The organism is Yinghuangia seranimata (assembly GCF_029953285.1).
Taxonomy (GTDB): Bacteria; Actinomycetota; Actinomycetes; order Streptomycetales; family Streptomycetaceae; genus Yinghuangia; species Yinghuangia seranimata.
Genome location: NZ_JASAOI010000081.1, coordinates 1 through 17,192, shown reverse-complemented (window position 1 = coordinate 17,192; position 17,192 = coordinate 1). Strand labels below are relative to the sequence as shown.

The window sequence follows — 17,192 nt, the reverse complement described above, 5'->3', positions numbered from 1 at the left end:
CCGACCGGGGTGCGCTCGGTGGGCACGCCGCGCCGGTGGCGCGGGAGGCGGCTTCCGGTCGGGAAACTCGTCGCGGGCGGCGGCGCGGTCGCGATGCTCGCGGCACTTGGCGTCGTCGCCGTCCAGGCGCACGAAGTGGCCCCGTGCTGGCGCGACTTCGACAAACTGACCGACAACGCCGTGTTCCCCGACGCGTTCCCGGTGACGACGCTCGCCACCTTCGACGACCCCGCGCTACGGGCCGCGCGCCGTGACCCGGGCTTCCAGGCCGCCGCCGCGTTCGAGGGCGACGGCGCACTCGGCGTCCCCGTCTGGACCATCGCCGCACAGGACGGAAACCCCGCGCTCACCGACGAGTTGGGCCTGCTCGCCGCACGCGCCGACGGCGACCCGGACAAGATCGCGATGTACGAGGGGCGCAACGGCAAGCGCCACTGGATGCGCGAAGCGACCCGCCCCACCGCCTACTTCATGAAGAACCTGCGGGCCCTCACGATCGTGCCGGGCCCGGACGGCACGACCCGGGTGACGGGCGCGGACGCCCGCTCCGGCTACCTGCAGTGGTGCCGCTCGGTCGACGTCGTGCCGAGCGCCGACGCCGCCGCGGCACCCGGGTCCGGCGGCGGCACGGACGTCGGCTGGGCCACCGGGCTGACCGGCCGCCCCGGAACCGTGCTCTTCGTCGGCCGGTCGGGCCGCTCCGGTCGTCCACAGGCTGTGGAAGAAGACACCGTCAGCGGGCGGGTCACCCGGCGGTGGCCCGTCGACGGCGACTGGACGGACATCGCCTCGGACGGCCGGCTCGTGTACCTCGCGGCCCCGGGGCGGCTCGCGGCCTTCCGCCCGGGGGAGTCGGTGCCGGTGTGGCGGGCGGCGCTGCCGGAACCCGCCGGGCCGACCGCGTTCCGCGCCGTCGAGGACGGCCGGGTGCTGGTCGCCTCGGGCTCCGGCGCGGACACCGTGCTCGCCGCCTACGACTCCACCGGCCGCCAGGCGTGGTCGCGCGCCGCCGGCGGACCGGTGCTGACCGCCGGCCCGCGCGTCCTGGTCGCCGAGACCCGGGACGGCGTCCGCGGCGTCGCCGCCTACCGCGTCGTCGACGGCACCCCGGCGTGGTTCGCGCCCGCCCCCGAGCTGAGCTCCCTCGCCGACGCGGGCGCCGACGCGACCCGGCTCTACCTGCCCGGGAGTTCAGGCCCCCACGTGGTCAACCTCGCCACCGGCGCGCCCGTGCCGACCACGCTGCGCACACCCGTGGACCGCGTGGTGGTGAGCGGCCAACGCGTCGTCGTGCAGCACACCGCAGCGCCGGGACTCGCCTGGACGATCGCGTACGCGCCCCCGAAGTCCCCTGCGGAGCAGGGCACTTCGGGAGACGCGCAGCGCTGAAGCGGTACTTCGAGTTTTCGTCCTGGAATTTGCTGGGCTGGCGAATGAATTAGCCGCAGGCGACGTTTTCCTCGTGCTTCGAGTAGCCGTCTATCACTGCACCCCAGTTTACGCACGTCCCCGAAGGGGCGTAAACGTAGACGGGCCCGGCATACCTGGTGTAGACACCGTTGTCTTCTTGCCAATCGCTGTCAGTGTACAGGCGGACGCTCATGCCAACGCTGGCCCGCGTGTCCCCGGGGTCGCGGACGGCGACTGCACAGTTCTTCCCAGTGGTGGAGCTGTAGGTCAGAAATGCACTCCCGCGCCAACCCATATCCATGGTGCGGACTACGCGATATCCGCTGCCGCATGCACCGTTGTATGCGGTGGTTGTGGCAGCGGAAGCGGATGGCGCTGCGGCGAGGGCACCCCCTGCCAAGAGCAGGGCCGCACCACTGAATGTAGCTGTTCGCCGGACGATGTTCTTCATCATTGCTCCGTGGAGGTCCTGCTTGCGCGCATAACCATTGCCTGAACGCGGGTTTTTGTCGCAAGCGAAGTGAGGTTCAAACTGCAAGTAGCTGCCCATGCCCCCGCCGCTAGTTGATGTATTGTCCAGGGGCATAGGTATGAAACTCTCAAAATACGAGGCGGAGTAATTATGTCAGCCTCTCTGGTATTCCCAGAGCGGTTTCAGACGCCGCTCGTTTGAGTGGCGCTGGATCCGACGGCTGCTGTCATTCCGGTGCTGGCCGACTGGACCGGAAGTTGTGACCCGGTTGTGCCCCGGAGATCAGAAAGCTTAGTTGGTTGGCCTGGTTGCGGGCAATGACGCGAAGTTGGCAAAGGGGCTTTCTGAGGGTTTGCGTCATTTTTTGATGTGATCAAGATTTTTATGCCTGCGATGCGGGGGATAATTCCGAGTATTTGCAAAAGTGCGAGGTAAGTTCTGCAGTCTCAGGTCTTGGGGCGAGGGCGAGCAGACAGTGGGTCGTCACGGCTCTGGTGGTGGCTCTTGGCGGCGCGGGTCCGGCGGATGGCGTGCCAGTGTGTCGCCACAGGTGATGGTCACGATGGGCGGCCGTGCCTCGGCGACGTCCCGGACAAGATCGCGATGTACGAGGGGCGGAACGGTCAGCGCCACAGGATGCGCGAAGCGACCCGCCCCTGCAGTGGTGCCGCTCGGTCGACGTCGTGCCGACCGCCGTCGCGGCCCCGCGTCCGGGCCCGCCGCGGACACGGACCCCGGTTGGGCCACCACGCTGGCCGGGCGGCCGCGCACCGTGCTGATGGTCGGACTCGCGGGCCACGCCGGTCGTCCACAGGCTGCGGGTCACCCGCAGACGGGGCATCGACGGCGAGGGGACCGACATCGTCTCCGACGGCCGCCTCGCGTACGTCGCGCCGCCGGGCCGGCTCGCGGCGTGCCGCCCGGGCGAGTCCACGCCGCTGCGGCGCGCCGTTTGGCGGCGGGCTGATGCTCGTCGCCTCGGGGGCCGACGCGGACGCCGCGTCGCCAACGGCACACTCGTGTGGTTGGCACCTGCCCCGAGTTGAGCTCCCTCGCTGGCGCGATTCAGCGCTACCTGGCCGGGAGTTCGGCCCAAGCGTTCTCGACCTGACTGACGGCATGCTCGTGACGGCCACGCTGCGCACCCGTGGACTGCGTCGTGGTGGGCGGCCAACGCGTCGTCATGCGGCACACCGCCGGGCCGGGCCTGGCCTGGATGATCACGTACGCGCCCCGAAGTCCCCTGCGGAGCAGGGGAATCCGAGGGCCGCGCAGCGCTTGAGGCCGTTTCGTTACTTCGAGTGGCTCGTCTTGATGCAGGAGTCGTTGTCCGCGGTCTTCAGCTTCACATCTGCTGCGGGCGGCGGCGCGGGTGCTGTGGGATTCGTCGGGAGGACCGGGCCCGACGCCGACACGCCGGGCTTCGGAGTGGCCTGGGCGGCCGGGAAATCCAGGCCGATAGTGACCGTGAACGTCGTCTCGCCTTTGGTGGCTTCGGTCAACCGGGTTTCCGGGACGCCGACTGCCGCCGCGAGTTGCTTCGCCGTGTCCAGTTGGCCCTTCGGATAGGTGATCGAACTGTTCGGCTGTTCCGGAATATTCTTCGTGTCTGCGGTCGCCTGGTAGCGCAGCCCCTTCAGCTGGTCTGCCACCGCCTTGGCGCGGGGGGTCTTGGTCGAGTTGCGCACCGTGACTTTGATCGTCGACGGGTCGACGGGAGGTGCGGGCGGCGGACCGGTCGTCGCAGGCGCGGGCGGCGGCTCCGAGGTCGGCGGGGCGTTCGGGTCGCCTGCAGTGAACGGCACGTCGTTGCGGATCGAGGTCCACATATTGGTGGCTTTAGGCTCGATCGGCTGTACGTGAGTGCGGGGGTTCTCGTTGGGGACGTCGATGACCGGTAGCGTGGTGAACGCCATCCGGCTCTCCGGCACCTTCTTGATCTCGTTGCCAAGTGAGACCAGCTTCTCGATCCGATTGAGCCCGGTGTCCACCGTCAGGTTGCCGGTCGCGGCCTGCGCGATGTCGAATACCGCCTTGGGGTTGCTCCACTTCGCGTTGTTCTTGATCTCGCGCACCAGCGAGCCGAGGAACGCCTTCTGCGCTTCGATGCGCACCAGGTCGCTGGCGTCCTTGAAACCGTGCCGGACGCGCAGGAAGTTGAGGGCGTCCTCGCCTTCGATCGGGTGCTTGCCGGCTGGCAGATGCAGTCCGGTTCCGCCTCCGTGGTTCGGCAGGACCGGGTCGTCCAGAGGGTCGCACAGATTGACCTCCACGCCGCCGACGGCCTTGGTCATCTCCTTGACGCCCTTGAACTCGATCATCAGCCAGTGGTCGATCTTGACGCCTAGCATCCACTCGGCGGTCGCCACCGTGCACGATGGACCGTACGGCTGCAGCATGCTGTCGTTGAACCACGACTCTTTGGCCTCGGGCTTGGTCGGCTGGCCGTCCTTCTTGCACGCGGGCCTGTACACCTTGGTGTCGCGGGGAATGCTCACCAGTGTCGCGTTTGAGCGGTCCGCGGAGAGATGCAGCAGGATCGTCGTGTCGGCGTGGCCGGTGCTGCCCTTGTCCCCGTAGCCGTCGTTGCCCTCGCCCACCCGCGAGTCGGACCCGATCAGCAGGATGTTCATCTGCTTGCGGCCTTCGGCGTCGACCGGCGCATCCGGTGGGCGGGTGACTGCGGCGCTCGGATCGCCGGTCTTTATCCGACTGTTGAGGTACTCGTAGTAGCCGTATGCGGCACCGACGATGGCGACCAGCGTGATGGTCAGCCCGATAGCCGTCCATTTGAGCCGCTTCTTCAGCTTGCTCTTGGGCGGGAATGGCGCGGCGTCCCGGCCTCGCCCGGCGCGCCCCCGTTGCACCGGAACCGAGGCGGCCTCGGCCGGCTCCACGACGACCGCGGCGTCCGCCGCTGCGGCGATCGCTGCGATTTCGTCGGGAGTCTGCATCCGGAACTCGCCGGTCTGCGGGTCGACGACCCACAGGTCCGCGATGTCGGCGTCGTCCAGGGAGGCGAGGCCGTCGGGTTCGCCCGGTCCGTGCGACGCCCCGTGCCGTCCGCCGGGCGGCTCCTGCCGCCCGGCTCCGCGTCCTGCGTCCGGTTCCCCGTTGCCCGAACCCATGCCGTGCATCCCCTCCGGCGTCGTGTGCCCGGGAACGGCGCGCGACGGCGCGTCCCGCGGGGCTCGTGTGCTCCCGATCCGCGGCGCTCCGCCGCAGCCTTGTCAGCTCGCGGCGACTACTTCTTCGATTTGCCGGTCGAGATGCACTTGGTGTTGTCGGCCGTGTTCAGCTTGAGGTCCTCCGCCGGCGGCACCGTGACGGGTGCGCCCGACGCGGGCGCCGTCGAGGTGTTCGCGGTCGCGCCCGGGATCTTCGCGGTCGGCGAGTTGAGGTTCGGGAAGTCCGAGCCGATCACCAGCTCGAACGTGGTCGTCTTGAGCGTGCTTTCCTCGATTGCGGTGTCCGGTAGCCCGACCGCGGTGGCGAGCTGCTTGGCCGCGTCCAACTGCCCCTTCGGGTAGCGGATCACGCTGTTGTCCCGCACCCGGCCGTCGTTCGTGGTGTCCACCGACGCCTTGTACTTGAGCGCGTTCAGCTGCTCGACGACCGAGGTGGCCTTCTTGGCCTTGGTGGTGTTGCGGACGCTGACCTTCATCGTCGCGGGGTCCACCGGAGCGGGCGGAGGCGGCGCGGGCGCGGCGGTCTGCGGTGCCGCGTTCGGGTCGGCGGGCGCGGTCGGGTCGCCCTTGGTCACCGGCTGGTCCTTCGCCAGCGCGGCCCACAGGTTGCGGGCGTCCGGCTGCGCGGGCTGCACGCGCTGCTCGGGGTTCGGCGGGTACGGCTCGTTCGGGAGCGTGGTGAAGGCCATCCGGTTCTCCGGCACCTTCTTGATCTGGTTGCCGAGGCTGACCAGCTTGTCGATCGTGCCCAGGCCCTCGTCGACCTGTAGGTTGCCGGTCGCGGCCTGCGCTATGTCGAACAGCGCCTTGGGGTTGCTCCACTTGGCGTTGCTCTTGATCTCGCGCGCGAGCGCCATCAGGAAGCTCTTCTGCGCCTCGATGCGCGCCAGGTCGCTGCCGTCGCCGAACGCGTGGCGGGCGCGCAGGAACTGCAGCGCGTCGTTGCCTTCGAGCGTGTGCGGGCCGGCCGTCAGTACGAGGCCCGTGCCGCCGCCGTGGTTCGGGCGCACCGGGTCGTTGATCGGGTCGCAGAGCACGATCGGCACGCCGTCGACCGCCTTGGTCATCTCCTTGACGCCGTTGAAGTCGATCATCAGGTAGTGGTCGATTCGGACGCCGAGCATGCGCTCGACGGTGGCGACGGTGCAGGGGGCGCCGCCGTACCTGTCGCCGAGGGTCTCATTGAAGGGGAACGGGCCGTTCGACGCCTCGGCGGTCTTGCCGTTCACTGTGCACTTCGGGCGCTCGACCATCGTGTCGCGCGGGATGCTCACCATCGTGGCGTTCGAGCGGTCCGCGGAGATGTGCATCAGGATCGTGGTGTCGGCCAGGCCCGGGTGGTCGTCGTCGCCGTAGCCCTGGTTGCCCTTGCCGAGCCGGCTGTCCGAACCGATCAGCAGCACGTTGAGCGGCGTGCGGCCCTGGTCGTCCGCCGCAGCCGCCGGGACCTCGTTGTTGCCGCTGCGGGCGGTCTTCTTGATCCGGCTGTTGAGGTACAGGTAGTAGCCGTACGCGGCGCCCGCGACGATGACCAGGGTCAGCACGAGGCCGAGCGCCGTCCACTTGAGCCGTTTCTTCAGCTTGCTCTTGGGCGGCGGCGCGGTACGGCGCGTGGTGCGCGACGGCGGCGCCTCCGGAGGGGCCTCGGTGGCGGTCGCGGCGGCGGCGCGGCGGCGGTCGGCGCGGCCGCTGCTGTCGGAGTCGCGGTACAGCCCCGCGAAGGCGTCGTCCTCCGGGGCCGCGCCGGGCGCCGGGACCTGTCCCTCGGGGGTGCGGAGCCGGTAGCTGCCGGTGTTCGGGTCCATGACCCACAGGTCGGCGACGTCGGCGTCGTTCAGGGACTCGAGTCCGTTCCCCTGCCCGCCGTGCCTGGGTGCGTTGCCTGCGTTCACGACCCGCTTCCCCTCCCGATCCTGTTTCTGGTGCCGTGCCTGGTGTGGTGTGCCTTGCGGCGCAGTCCCCCGCTCGCGCTGTACTGGTCCGATTTACGAAACTGCCACCCTAGCGGGGAAGTTCCGAGCCGCCGCCGGTGCCGACCGGGCCGGGCGAAGCCGACAGACACCATACGTAGCGAACCTGCCGTTTGGCGATCGTCGCTGATCGTCCCAGGCGGGATCCTGGCCCGTACTGTGGCGTCACGCACACACGTCCTGATCCGGCGTCCGGCCCGTCACCGTGACGATGGGGCCCGCAGGAGGGGACGACGGGCCCGCGGACGCGGTTCCCGACGGCGACGCGCCGGGCGACCCGGTGGGCGTGCCCGACGGGGTTCCGGTCGCGGAACCGGACGGGGACGCCTGGTCCCGCGCGGTCTCCGTCGCGGACGACGACGGTGTGCCCGCCGGGTCGTCCGTGCTCGTGGCGCCGTCCGTCGCGTGCTCGGTCGCCGTCGGCGACGGGGAGCGCTTGTCGGACCCGGTCGGCTTGCTCGTCGGCGGCAGGGTGATGCGGTTGCCGTCCTCGTCGTACGTGGTCGACGGCGTCGGCTTGCCGGCCGGCTGTCCGGCCGCGGCCGCGTCGTCTATTCGCACGCTGCCGCCCGGGTCGACCGTCTCGCCCGGCGCCGCCTTGCCGACCGCGACCCGGTCGTACCGGATCGCGGTGAACAGCGCGTCCGCGCCCGGCTGCACGAGCTCGTCGCGGTTGCCGTCGTAGCGGTACGGCTGGCGCGGCACGGTCAGGAACGCCGACTTGTCGCTCGGGATGTTCGAGACGCTGCGCGACAGCTTGGTCAGGTCGTCGAGCGAGGCGAGGCCCGGGTCCGCGGTGATCGACCGGGTGCCGGCGTCGACCAGCTGGTACAGCTTCACCGGGTTGAACAGCACGCCGTTCGACTTCACCTTGTTCATGAGCGACGCCAGGAAGCGCTGCTGGCGCGTCATGCGCTGCGTGTCGCTGCCGTCGTCGAGCGCCTTGCGGGCCCGCACGTACGCCAGCGACTGCTCGCCGTCCAGCTTCTGCCGGCCGGCCGGCAGGTCCAGGTTCGACGAGCGGTCCTTGATCGGCTTCGACACGCACACCTCGACGCCCTCGACCGCGTCCACCATGTGCTTGAACCCGGTGAAGTCGACGACGATGTGGTGGTCGACCTTGATCTGCGTCATCTGCTCGATCGTCTTGATCGTGCAGGCGGAACCGCCGATCTCGAAGGCGTGGTTGAACTGGTCCTTGTAGGCGCGCGACTGCGTGCCGTCCTCGCGGACGCACGAGGGGATCTGCACCATCAGGTCGCGCGGGATGCTCACCGCGACCGAGCTCTTCCGGTCCGCGGCAAGGTGCAGAAGGATCGTCGTGTCCGAGCGCTTGGTGCCCTCGCCGATGTCGCCGTACTCGATGTTCTCGCCGGTGCGGTCGTCCGATCCCATCAGCAGGATGTTGACCGCGCCGTACGCCTCGGGCATCACCGGCGGGCGCTCGGGGCCGATCTTCTCGGCGACCTCTTCCTTGGTGATCTGGTTGTCGAGCCGCTTGTAGAGCACGTACGCGGTGACGCCGGCGCCGGCCAGCAGCACCGCCATCGCGACGGCCATGCTGACGAGCACCCGTTTCCACCGCCTGCGGCGGCGCGCGGGAGGTATCGGAGCGTCCTGCGTCTCGGGCTGTCCCGCGTCCACCGCGGGACCGTCGCCCGACTCGCCGTGCTCCTGCTCGACTTCACCCACGAGGTATCCGCTCTCTGCCACGCGACATGGTTCAGCCTCCGCGTCCGGTTGTGCGCGATGGCGAACGTCCGGTGGCCGGTGTCCAGATAGACGTCCCGGCGGACCGGCGGAGTTGCACCCCGACACGACCCTGTGGCGCAAGTCACATCACGATGCGGTGACATGATGTGTCGTCAGGCGTCATCAGGATGCAGGCACGGTACTTTGCCGCGTTCGGCGGTATTCACCCGGGGGACAAGTCGACGCATCGACGTCCAGAGCGGGCAACGGAACGGTCGCGGACGGTGGTGAGGGCGCGGGCGCCGCGTTTCCTCAGGTCGCCTTGCAGATGTCCTGGTCGGCGTCCCTGGTCGCGATCTTCAACGGCGGCGCCGACGACGGCGCGCCCGGCCTCGCCGACCCCGCTGAACCCGCTGAACCCGCCGACCCGGCCGAGGCCGGCACGGCTCCCGGCGGCGTGACGCCCGTGTACGAGCTGCCGACCGTCAGGACCACCTGCTGCTGCGGGCTCGCCGTCGCGCGGGGTTCGAGTTCGGCGCCGGGGACGGCGGCCGCGAGCGTGCGGGCCTGGCCGGACAGGTCGGGGGCGTGCTCGATCGTGGTGGTCTTCGCGATGGCCGGCGCGTTGCCGGTCGAGTCGACGACGAAGCCCTGCTTCGTGAGTTCGTCGCCGACCTCGCGGGCGACGCCAGGCCTGCCGCTGCCGTTCAGCACCCGCACGTGGACCTGCGACGGCGCAGGCCCCGGCGTGCCCGTGGCCGCGGGGGAGCCCGGCACGGCCGGTGGCCCGGAGGCGGCCGGCGCGGCCGGGGCACCCGGCGCCGCACCCGGCTGACTCGGCGCGGCGGGGGCCGGCGCCCCCGGCCTGCCCGCCGCGGGGGCCCCGCCGCCGAGCTTCCTGCCGTCCAACTGCTGGTCGGTGTTGACCGCCTGGAACAGCCGGTTCGCGTCCGGCTGGATCAGCTCGAGCCGGTTCTTGTCCGTCGGCGAGTCGATCACCGGCGCGGTGACGAACGTGATGTCCGACGTCTTCACCGCCTGCATGCTGCGCCCGAGGTCGACCAGCGCCCTGACCGACGCGAGCCCCTCGTCGGCGCGGATCGACTTGGTCAGCGCGTCGGCCAGGTTGAACGCCCGCGCCGGGTTGAACAGCACCTTGCTGCTGGTGATCTGCTTCGCCAGCGACGCGATGAACGCCTGCTGCCGCTTGATCCGCCCCAGGTCGCTGCCGTTCCCGCCGATCGTCTCGTCGTGCCGCAGCCGGACGAAGTCCAGCGCCTCCTTGCCGCGGACGGTGCGCCGCCCCGCGGCGAGCGTGATCCTGCCGGTCCGGTCGGCGACCGCCTGCGGCAGGCAGATCTCGACGCCGCCGACCGCGTCCACCATCCCCTTGAAGCCGGAGAAGTCGACGATGATGTGGTGGTCGACGCGCAGCCCGGTCAGCCGTTCGATCGTGTTGCGCGTGCAGGCCGCGCCGCCGAGCTCGTACGCCGAGTTGAACATCTGCCGGGTGCGCTCGGGCGACTTCGTGCCGTTCTTCAGGACGCACGGCGGCACGGTCACCAGCAGGTCGCGCGGCATGCTCAGCACCATCGCGCGCTTGCGGTCGGCCGTCAGGTGCAGCAGCAGCGTGGTGTCGGAACGCTCGCCCTCGTCCCTGCCGCCGCCGAGCGCCTTGTTGGCGCCCGCCCGCGAGTCGGAGCCGATGACGACGAGGTTCATCGGGCGGCCCTTGCCGTTGCCGCCCGCCTCGGGGCGGTCGTCGCTCAGCTTGCCCTCGACCGCGTCGGTCTTGATGTTGCCGTTGAGCGTGCGGTACGCGACATAGGCGCCGGCCACCCCGGTGAGCAGCAGCACCGCGCCGACCACGACGACCGGGATGACGATCTTGCGGCGTCGGTTGCGCTTGCGGCGCGCTCGCCGGACGGCGGCCCGGCCGCCGGCGCTCGCCGTGCCCTCTGCCGCGCCGTCCGCCGCGTCTCCGGACGGAGTTCGCCTCCTGGCCATGCCCCGTCCCACCTCTCCCGCGTGCGAGACCCCGGGCGGACCGGGGATCAGCCTTCGGAATCAGTGATCGTACGGGTGACCCGCTCGGTCGAAATCCGTCGTTCCAGGGCGGATTCGTCGATCAGTTCGAGGTTTCGGCACAAAACCACAGGTACGGACGCCGCGAGCGGAGCCAGCAGGCCCGCCGAGAGTCCACCCTCATGAGTGAACCCGAGCGAGGACAGCACCCGGTCCCCGCTCCCCAGCTCCCAGCCCTTCGCCGCGTCCGCGCCGAGCGCCGCCACATCCGCGCCCGAGTACGTCCGGCCGCCGAGCTCCAGCGCGGGGTCGGTCGGCCGCGGTGCCGCGTACGGCACGAACCGGTCGCCGTGCCCCGCCACTTCGGCGGCGTAGTCGAGGAACCCGGCGGGCGGCTCCGCGAACCGCGCACCCATCGGCCGCAGCGACAGCGCGACGCGCTGCCCCTCGCAGTCGAGCGCCGCCGCGAGCGTGTCCGGCCCGGACACCACCAGGTCCGCACCCGCCGGGTCGCCGCCCGGCACCACGACGAGGCCGACCGACCAGCAGGCCATGAGCCACACCTGGGTCTGCCAGTGCGCGGGCAGCAGCAGCGCGACGCGCTCGCCGGGCTCGGCCGCCAGCTCGTCCTGGATGAGGTTCGCGGTCTTGGCGACCCAGTTGTCGAAGGTGGCCACCGACAACTCGACGCGCTCGCTGGTCGCGTCGTCGTGGAACGTGGTGAAAGGACGCGTAGCGTCGGAGCGCAGCGCGGCCTGGAAGAGGGTGGAAGGAGTCTCGGGCATCCGCCCACTGTACGGAGGCGGGGACGGTACCCCGCGCCGCGCCGTCCCACGGCCGGGCCGACCACGCGGCCGGGTCCGCGCCGCCAGCCGCCGGACCGACCGCCGCCCTTCCCACCTGGTCCGCGCCCCCGCGGCTGCGCCATCCGTGTGGCGTTCGTCGCGCGAGCACTAGGCGCCTCCCACCGAGGAACCAACACCCCTTGACCTTCTCCCCCTCCGGAAGGAGGGGAATTCCCCTCAGCCTCGCGGCTGAGCCGCTGCGCTTGGGAGGGCCGCCAGGCCCGGCGCGCGCTGCGGTGGGACCACTTCCTGCTTCACCGACGACCGCCCGCCCGGAAGGCTCCGTTGAGGTCTTACACCGTCTCCACAGGCTGTCACCGCCAGTCCGGCGGCCAGCAGGTTCTTCGCGGCGTTCACATCCCGGTCATGGGTCGTACCGCAGTCGCACGTCCAGATGCGGACGTGCAGTGGCATCTGCGTCCGCAGGGCGCTACAGGCGGAGCACAGCTTGGAAGAAGGGAAGAACCGGTCGACGACGACCAGGTCCCGCCCGTACCAATCCGCCTTGTAGGCCAGCATGCTCCGGAACTCGGCCCACGCGGCGTCGCTGATGGCGCGGGCAAGGCTCCGGTTCTTGACCATGCTGCGCACGGCCAGGTCCTCGATCACGAGCGTTTGGTTTTCACGCACGAGTCGGGTGGTGAGCTTGTGCAGGTGGTCCCGGCGACCGTCGGCGATCCGGGCGTGGATCCGGGCGACCTGGGTCCGGGCTTTGCGCCGGTTGGCGCCGTCGCCCTGGGCCTTGCGGGACAGCTCCCGCTGGGCCTTGGCAAGCCGGACGCGGTCGCGGCGTTCGTGCCTCGGGTTGGCGATCTTCTCGCCGGTGGACAGGGTCAGCAGGTGGTCCAGGCCCACGTCGACGCCGACCGCTGGACCGGTGGCGGGGAGCGCCTGGATCGTCGGGTCGTCGCACAGCATGGACACGAACCAGCGGCCGGCCGCGTCCTGCGAGACCGTCACGGTGGACGGGGTTGTCCCCTCGGGGAGCGGACGGGACCACACGATGGGCAGAGGCTCCGCCATCTTCGCCAACGTGAGCTTCCCGTCACGGAACCGGAAACCGGAGGTGGTGTACTCGGCGGATTTCCGGGACTTCTTCCGCGACTTGAAGCGCGGGTATCCGGCGCGCCTGGCGAAGAAGTTCGCGAACGCCGTCTGCAAGTGCCGCAGGCACTGCTGCAACGGAACCGAGGAGACCTCGGACGGGTAGGCCAGTTCCCCGGATTTCTTTCACGCGGTGAGCATCGCCGAGGCGGCGTTGTAGTTCACCCGTTCCTGTCGTTGTGTCCAGGCCTCGGTGCGGGCGGCCAGCGCCAGGTTGTGGACCTTCCGCACACAGCCGAACGTGCGCGACAGCTCGGCCGCCTGCGCGTCGGTGGGGTAGAAGCGGTATTTGAACGCCCGCTTCACGGACTTCGTGGACACGGCCCGCACGGTAACCCACACCACCGACACCGGCCGACGCGACGGCCACCCCACGAATGACGTTCCGCCCTGGCGGCGAAGCGCTTATCCCTGCCCCACTACGCGGGCGATCCGTTTACTCCCCCGGCTGTAGTCGGGGTACGCACGGAGGTATCCGATGAACTCCCGCACGTCCACGTCCATCTCACCGTCGCGCCCGCAGGTCCGGCAGGGGCGCGTCCCGCGCGCACGGCACACCCGGCCCTTCCGCCGCGGCACCGCGCTCGCCGCACTGCTCGCGGCTCCGGCACTGGTCCTCCCGGTGCTCGCCCCGCCGGCCCAGGCCGCCGCCCCGTCCGCGCGCCCGGTCGCCGTCGCCGGTGCGACGCACACCCTCCTGCTGCGCGGCGCGGACACCGCGGCCGCCCGCACCCCCGTGGCCGGTCCCGGGCGCACCGCTGTGCTGACCGCGCCGTCCGCCACCGCCCCGTTCGCACTGCTCGGCGTCTCGTGGGACGACCCGGCCGTGCACCCGTTCCTCGCCGTCACCGTGCGCACCAAGTCCCGGTCCGGCTGGGGCCCGTGGCGACCTCTGCGGCTCGACGGCGACAGCGCCGGGCAGTACGCCGAGGACGCGGCCCGGTCCGCGGCGGCCCGCGGCGCGAGCGAACCGCTGTGGGTCGGGCGGTCGGACGGCGTGCAGGCACGCGTGAGCGTCCTGGGCGGCGAACTCCCCGCCGGGCTGCGGCTCGAGCTCGTCGACCCGGGGCGCTCCGCCGCCGACGCGGCGGTACCGCGCGGCCCCGGCCCGGTCGTGCCGGGCGACGACACGCCCGTCGCCCGCCCCGTCATCGTCAGCCGCGCCGAGTGGGGCGCCGACGAGTCGCTGCGCGACCGGGACTTCAAGTACACGAACACCGTCAAGGTGATGTTCGTCCACCACACCGCGGACAGCAACGAGTTCACCTGCGCGGACTCGCCCGCCGTGCTGCGCTCGATCTACCGCTACCACGTGAAGACCAACGGCTGGGCCGACATCGGCTACAACTTCCTCGTCGACCGCTGCGGCACCATCTACGAAGGCCGCGCGGGCGGCGTCGACCAGCCGGTCAAGGGCGCGCACACGCTCGGTTTCAACACCGACACCGCCGCCGTCGCCGCCATGGGCACGTACTCCGACACCCCGGCCCCGGACGCGCTCATCGACGGCCTCGCCCGGGTGATCGCCTGGAAGCTCAGCTTGTACGGGCGCGACCCGCTCGGGCAGGACCAGCTCACGTCGGGGGACAGCGGCAGCAGGTTCCCGGCGGGCACGAACGTCCGCTTCAACGTCGTCTCCGGGCACCGGGACGCGTTCGCCACGGAGTGCCCGGGGCAACGCCTCTACGACGACCTGTCGCGGCTGCGGCGGGGCGCGCAGCGGGCGATGGGGCTGTGAAGGGCCGAGCCGAAGCGCGGGGCCGAGCGGCGGGGCCGCCGTCGCTCCGAGGCAGCCCCTAGGACCCCTTCCCCACCATCCGCTCCAGCCGTTCCACCAGCGGTTCGACGACCGCCTGCGGCGTGAAGCGTTCGCGCGCCACTTCCACCGCCGCCGCGCGCAGCCGGGCCACGTCGGCCGGATGCCCGGCCAGCCGACGGATGGTGTCGGCGAGCGCGTCCGCGTTGCCCGCCGGCACGAACCGGGCCGCGCGGCCGAGCATGCGCTGCTGCGGCGCGGTGTCGGACGTCACCACGGCACAGCCCACCGCGGCGCCCTGGAACACCTTGTTCGGGACCAGCCGCAACGCCTTGGCGCCCGTACCGAAGACCCCCAGGCACACGTCGTGCCGCGCCACCAGGCGCGGGAGCTCCGATCCGGGCACCCAGGCGTGCCAGCGCACCCGCGGGTCCCGCCCCACCAGGTCGCGGGTGCGCTGGAGCTGGAGGCCGCGGCCGACCATCGTGACCGCGAGCGGGTAGCCGTCGAGCTGGCGCAGCGCGGCGCCGATCACCGGCGCGCCCTGCACGGGGGAGTAGTGGCCGAACGCGACGATCCGCAGCGGGTTCTCGGCACTCACCGGCTTCACCGCCGGAGGCTCGCCGTCGCCCAGCGCGCGGCCCGCGTCGAACCACACCGGGGCCGCGCCGATCGGCACCACCACCGTGCGGTCGCGGTCCCGCGCCGGAAGCACACGGCGGTGCTCCTCGGTGTCCACGAGGACCAGGTCCGCCGCGCGGATCGCGGACGCCTCCACCCGCGTCGCGAACCGCAGGCCAGCACGCGGCGCGCGCCCGGTGCGGTCGGCGGCGTCGTCCACGCTCTCCAGGTGGTCGAGCAGCAGCGGTACGTGCGGGAACAGGCGGCGCGCCACCTGGATGTCGACCCGGCCCCGGTAGCCGCACAGGACCACGTCGGGGCGCGGTAACCGCCGTGCGCGGCAGGCGAGTTCGGCGAGTCTGGCGACGTGGCGCAGCCGGGCGCGCGCGACGCCCTCGCGCCTGCGCGGCGGACGCGCCGGGCCCGCGTCGTCGATGCCGAGCGCCGCGTTGCACACGACGACGTCGACCCCCTGCCGCTGCAGACCCTCGACGAGGATCCCGACCCGGGGGTGCACGGTCGCGTCGTACGTGCCGAACACCATCACCCGCATAAGCCGATTGTGCGCAGCGTGACGGCCCGAAGACCAGATGTAGGGACGTGCCGATGTTACGGTGAGGCCGCCAGGTGCGGGCCGGTCGGCGGCATCGCACAGGACGGCGCAGCGGACACAGAAGGAGTGGGGCGTGGAACAGACACGCGTCTACCGCCCCTCCCACGAACTCGACGTCCGGCTCACGCTCGGGCAGTTGCAGCGGGGCAACAGCGACCCCACGTACCGCGTGGCCGACGACGGGGCGGTGTGGCGCAGCGCACGTACGCCCGACGGGCCGTGCGCACTCCGCATCACCGCCCGCCCCGCGCTCGGCGAGGTCACCGCACAGGCCTGGGGCCCCGGCGCCGAATGGCAGCTCGACCGGCTCCCGCGGCTGCTCGGCGAGGACGACGACCCGGACGCCTTCCCTTCGCACCACCACCAGCTCGTCCACGACGGGTTCCGGCAGCGTCCCGGCCTCCGCATGCCGCGCAGCGGGCTCGTCCTCGCGGCGCTGATCCCGTCGATACTCGAGCAGAAGGTCACGACCATCGAGGCCCGCCGCGCCTTCAAAATGCTCGTGACCTGGTACGGCGAGCCCGCGCCCGGCCCGGCTCCGGCAGGGCTCCGCGTCATCCCGGACGCCGCCACCTGGGCGCGGATCCCCACCTGGGACTGGCACCGCGCCGGCGTCGACCACAAGCGCTCCCGCACGATCATGGAAGCCCTGCGCGTCGCCCCGGCCCTAGAACGCACCGCGGAGCTCCCCAACCCGGAGGCCTCGCGGATCCTCAAACTCGTCCCCGGCATCGGCGTGTGGACGACCGCCGAGACGATGCAGCGCAGCCACGGCGACGCGGACGCCGTCTCCGTCGGCGACCTGCACCTCTGCAAGCAGGTCTGCCACGCCCTGACCGGCACCCCGGGCGACGACGCCCGCATGCTCGAACTCCTCGAGCCCTATCGGGGCCACCGCCACCGCGCGGCACTCCTGATCCGCAGGTCAGGAAGCCGAGTCCCACGCCGCGCCCCACGCTTCGCCCCACGCGACTACTCCCGTATCTGACGAACGCCCCGGCACGCCCCCACCAAGAGCCGTTTCCTGCGGTACAGGGCCACCACTGGCGCACGCAGCCCGATCCGCACTGCTCGGCCGTCGGCGTCCCGCGCAATGACCCGTCTGCGGTGTGAGCCTGAGACGTACGCCCACGACGCTCCGCGCGTGAGGCGCACTCGGGCGGTGGTCTGAGGCCCGGCGTTGCGCGCCCGCCGACTCGGCGGGCACGCCGATGGCGTGAGCGAGGTGGTGGGCGCCGGATCCGCCACCGAGATCGGCGTGATCCTGCGCGCATTTCCAACGGTTGCGCGGCGCCTCCGTCGTCGGCGCCGCGCCAGAGCCCTTGCTCAGCAGAGCTATTGCCGATCTGTGGGCGGGATCGGCGGATGGTTGCGCCGCCCTTGTCGGGCGACGCTGGTCGTGTACGTGGGCCTTCGCTGATTCATGCGATGAGCCGACCTGCGGCATGGGACCGATTTCGATGGCCTGGTTGTGTACGGGTTGCGCGGCGCGGCCC

Annotated in this window: 9 protein-coding genes and 1 pseudogene; 3 read left to right on the top strand and 7 right to left on the bottom strand. The window is 71.4% G+C overall.

Annotated features, from left to right (window positions below; translation table 11 throughout):
- Window positions 1-18 precede the first annotated feature (18 nt).
- The gene (locus tag QI554_RS39620) at window positions 19-1,389 is read left to right on the top strand and encodes an outer membrane protein assembly factor BamB family protein (RefSeq protein WP_281477547.1); all 1,371 of its coding nucleotides are present in this window, start codon (window positions 19-21) and stop codon (window positions 1,387-1,389) included.
- A gap of 1,785 nt (window positions 1,390-3,174) precedes the next feature.
- Here the strand turns inward: QI554_RS39620 and QI554_RS39615 are convergent.
- From QI554_RS39615 to QI554_RS39590, 6 genes and pseudogenes are all read right to left on the bottom strand, one after another.
- The gene (locus QI554_RS39615; protein ID WP_281477545.1) at window positions 3,175-5,010 is read right to left on the bottom strand and encodes an LCP family protein; all 1,836 of its coding nucleotides are present in this window, start codon (window positions 5,008-5,010) and stop codon (window positions 3,175-3,177) included.
- A gap of 116 nt (window positions 5,011-5,126) precedes the next feature.
- Entirely contained in the window at window positions 5,127-6,962 is a 1,836-nt protein-coding gene (locus QI554_RS39610) for an LCP family protein (RefSeq protein WP_281477543.1), read from the bottom strand.
- A gap of 243 nt (window positions 6,963-7,205) precedes the next feature.
- Window positions 7,206-8,732 (bottom strand): LCP family protein, encoded by a 1,527-nt coding sequence (locus QI554_RS39605; RefSeq protein ID WP_281477542.1) that lies wholly within the window; start codon window positions 8,730-8,732, stop codon window positions 7,206-7,208.
- A 312-nt stretch (window positions 8,733-9,044) separates the two neighbouring features.
- Window positions 9,045-10,739, bottom strand: a complete 1,695-nt coding sequence (locus QI554_RS39600; protein WP_281477540.1) for an LCP family protein — start codon at window positions 10,737-10,739, stop codon at window positions 9,045-9,047.
- A gap of 47 nt (window positions 10,740-10,786) precedes the next feature.
- Window positions 10,787-11,542 carry a TIGR03089 family protein gene (locus QI554_RS39595; RefSeq protein WP_281477538.1) on the bottom strand — a complete coding sequence of 252 codons (756 nt, stop codon included), beginning with the start codon at window positions 11,540-11,542 and terminating at the stop codon, window positions 10,787-10,789.
- 237 nt (window positions 11,543-11,779) lie between these two features.
- A pseudogene (locus tag QI554_RS39590) lies at window positions 11,780-13,027 on the bottom strand (RNA-guided endonuclease InsQ/TnpB family protein).
- A gap of 157 nt (window positions 13,028-13,184) precedes the next feature.
- Here QI554_RS39590 and QI554_RS39585 point away from each other — a divergent pair.
- On the top strand, window positions 13,185-14,444 hold the full coding sequence (locus QI554_RS39585) for a peptidoglycan recognition protein family protein (RefSeq protein WP_281477536.1): 1,260 nt from the start codon (window positions 13,185-13,187) through the stop codon (window positions 14,442-14,444).
- A 58-nt stretch (window positions 14,445-14,502) separates the two neighbouring features.
- On the opposite strand, the gene QI554_RS39580 is transcribed toward QI554_RS39585, so the two are convergent.
- Window positions 14,503-15,636: a glycosyltransferase family 4 protein gene (locus QI554_RS39580; protein WP_281477535.1), complete on the bottom strand. Its 1,134-nt coding sequence runs from the start codon at window positions 15,634-15,636 to the stop codon at window positions 14,503-14,505.
- Window positions 15,637-15,769: 133 nt separating this feature from the next.
- Here QI554_RS39580 and QI554_RS39575 point away from each other — a divergent pair, with 133 nt between their 5' ends.
- Window positions 15,770-16,684, top strand: a complete 915-nt coding sequence (locus QI554_RS39575; RefSeq protein ID WP_281477533.1) for a DNA-3-methyladenine glycosylase family protein — start codon at window positions 15,770-15,772, stop codon at window positions 16,682-16,684.
- Window positions 16,685-17,192 lie beyond the last annotated feature (508 nt).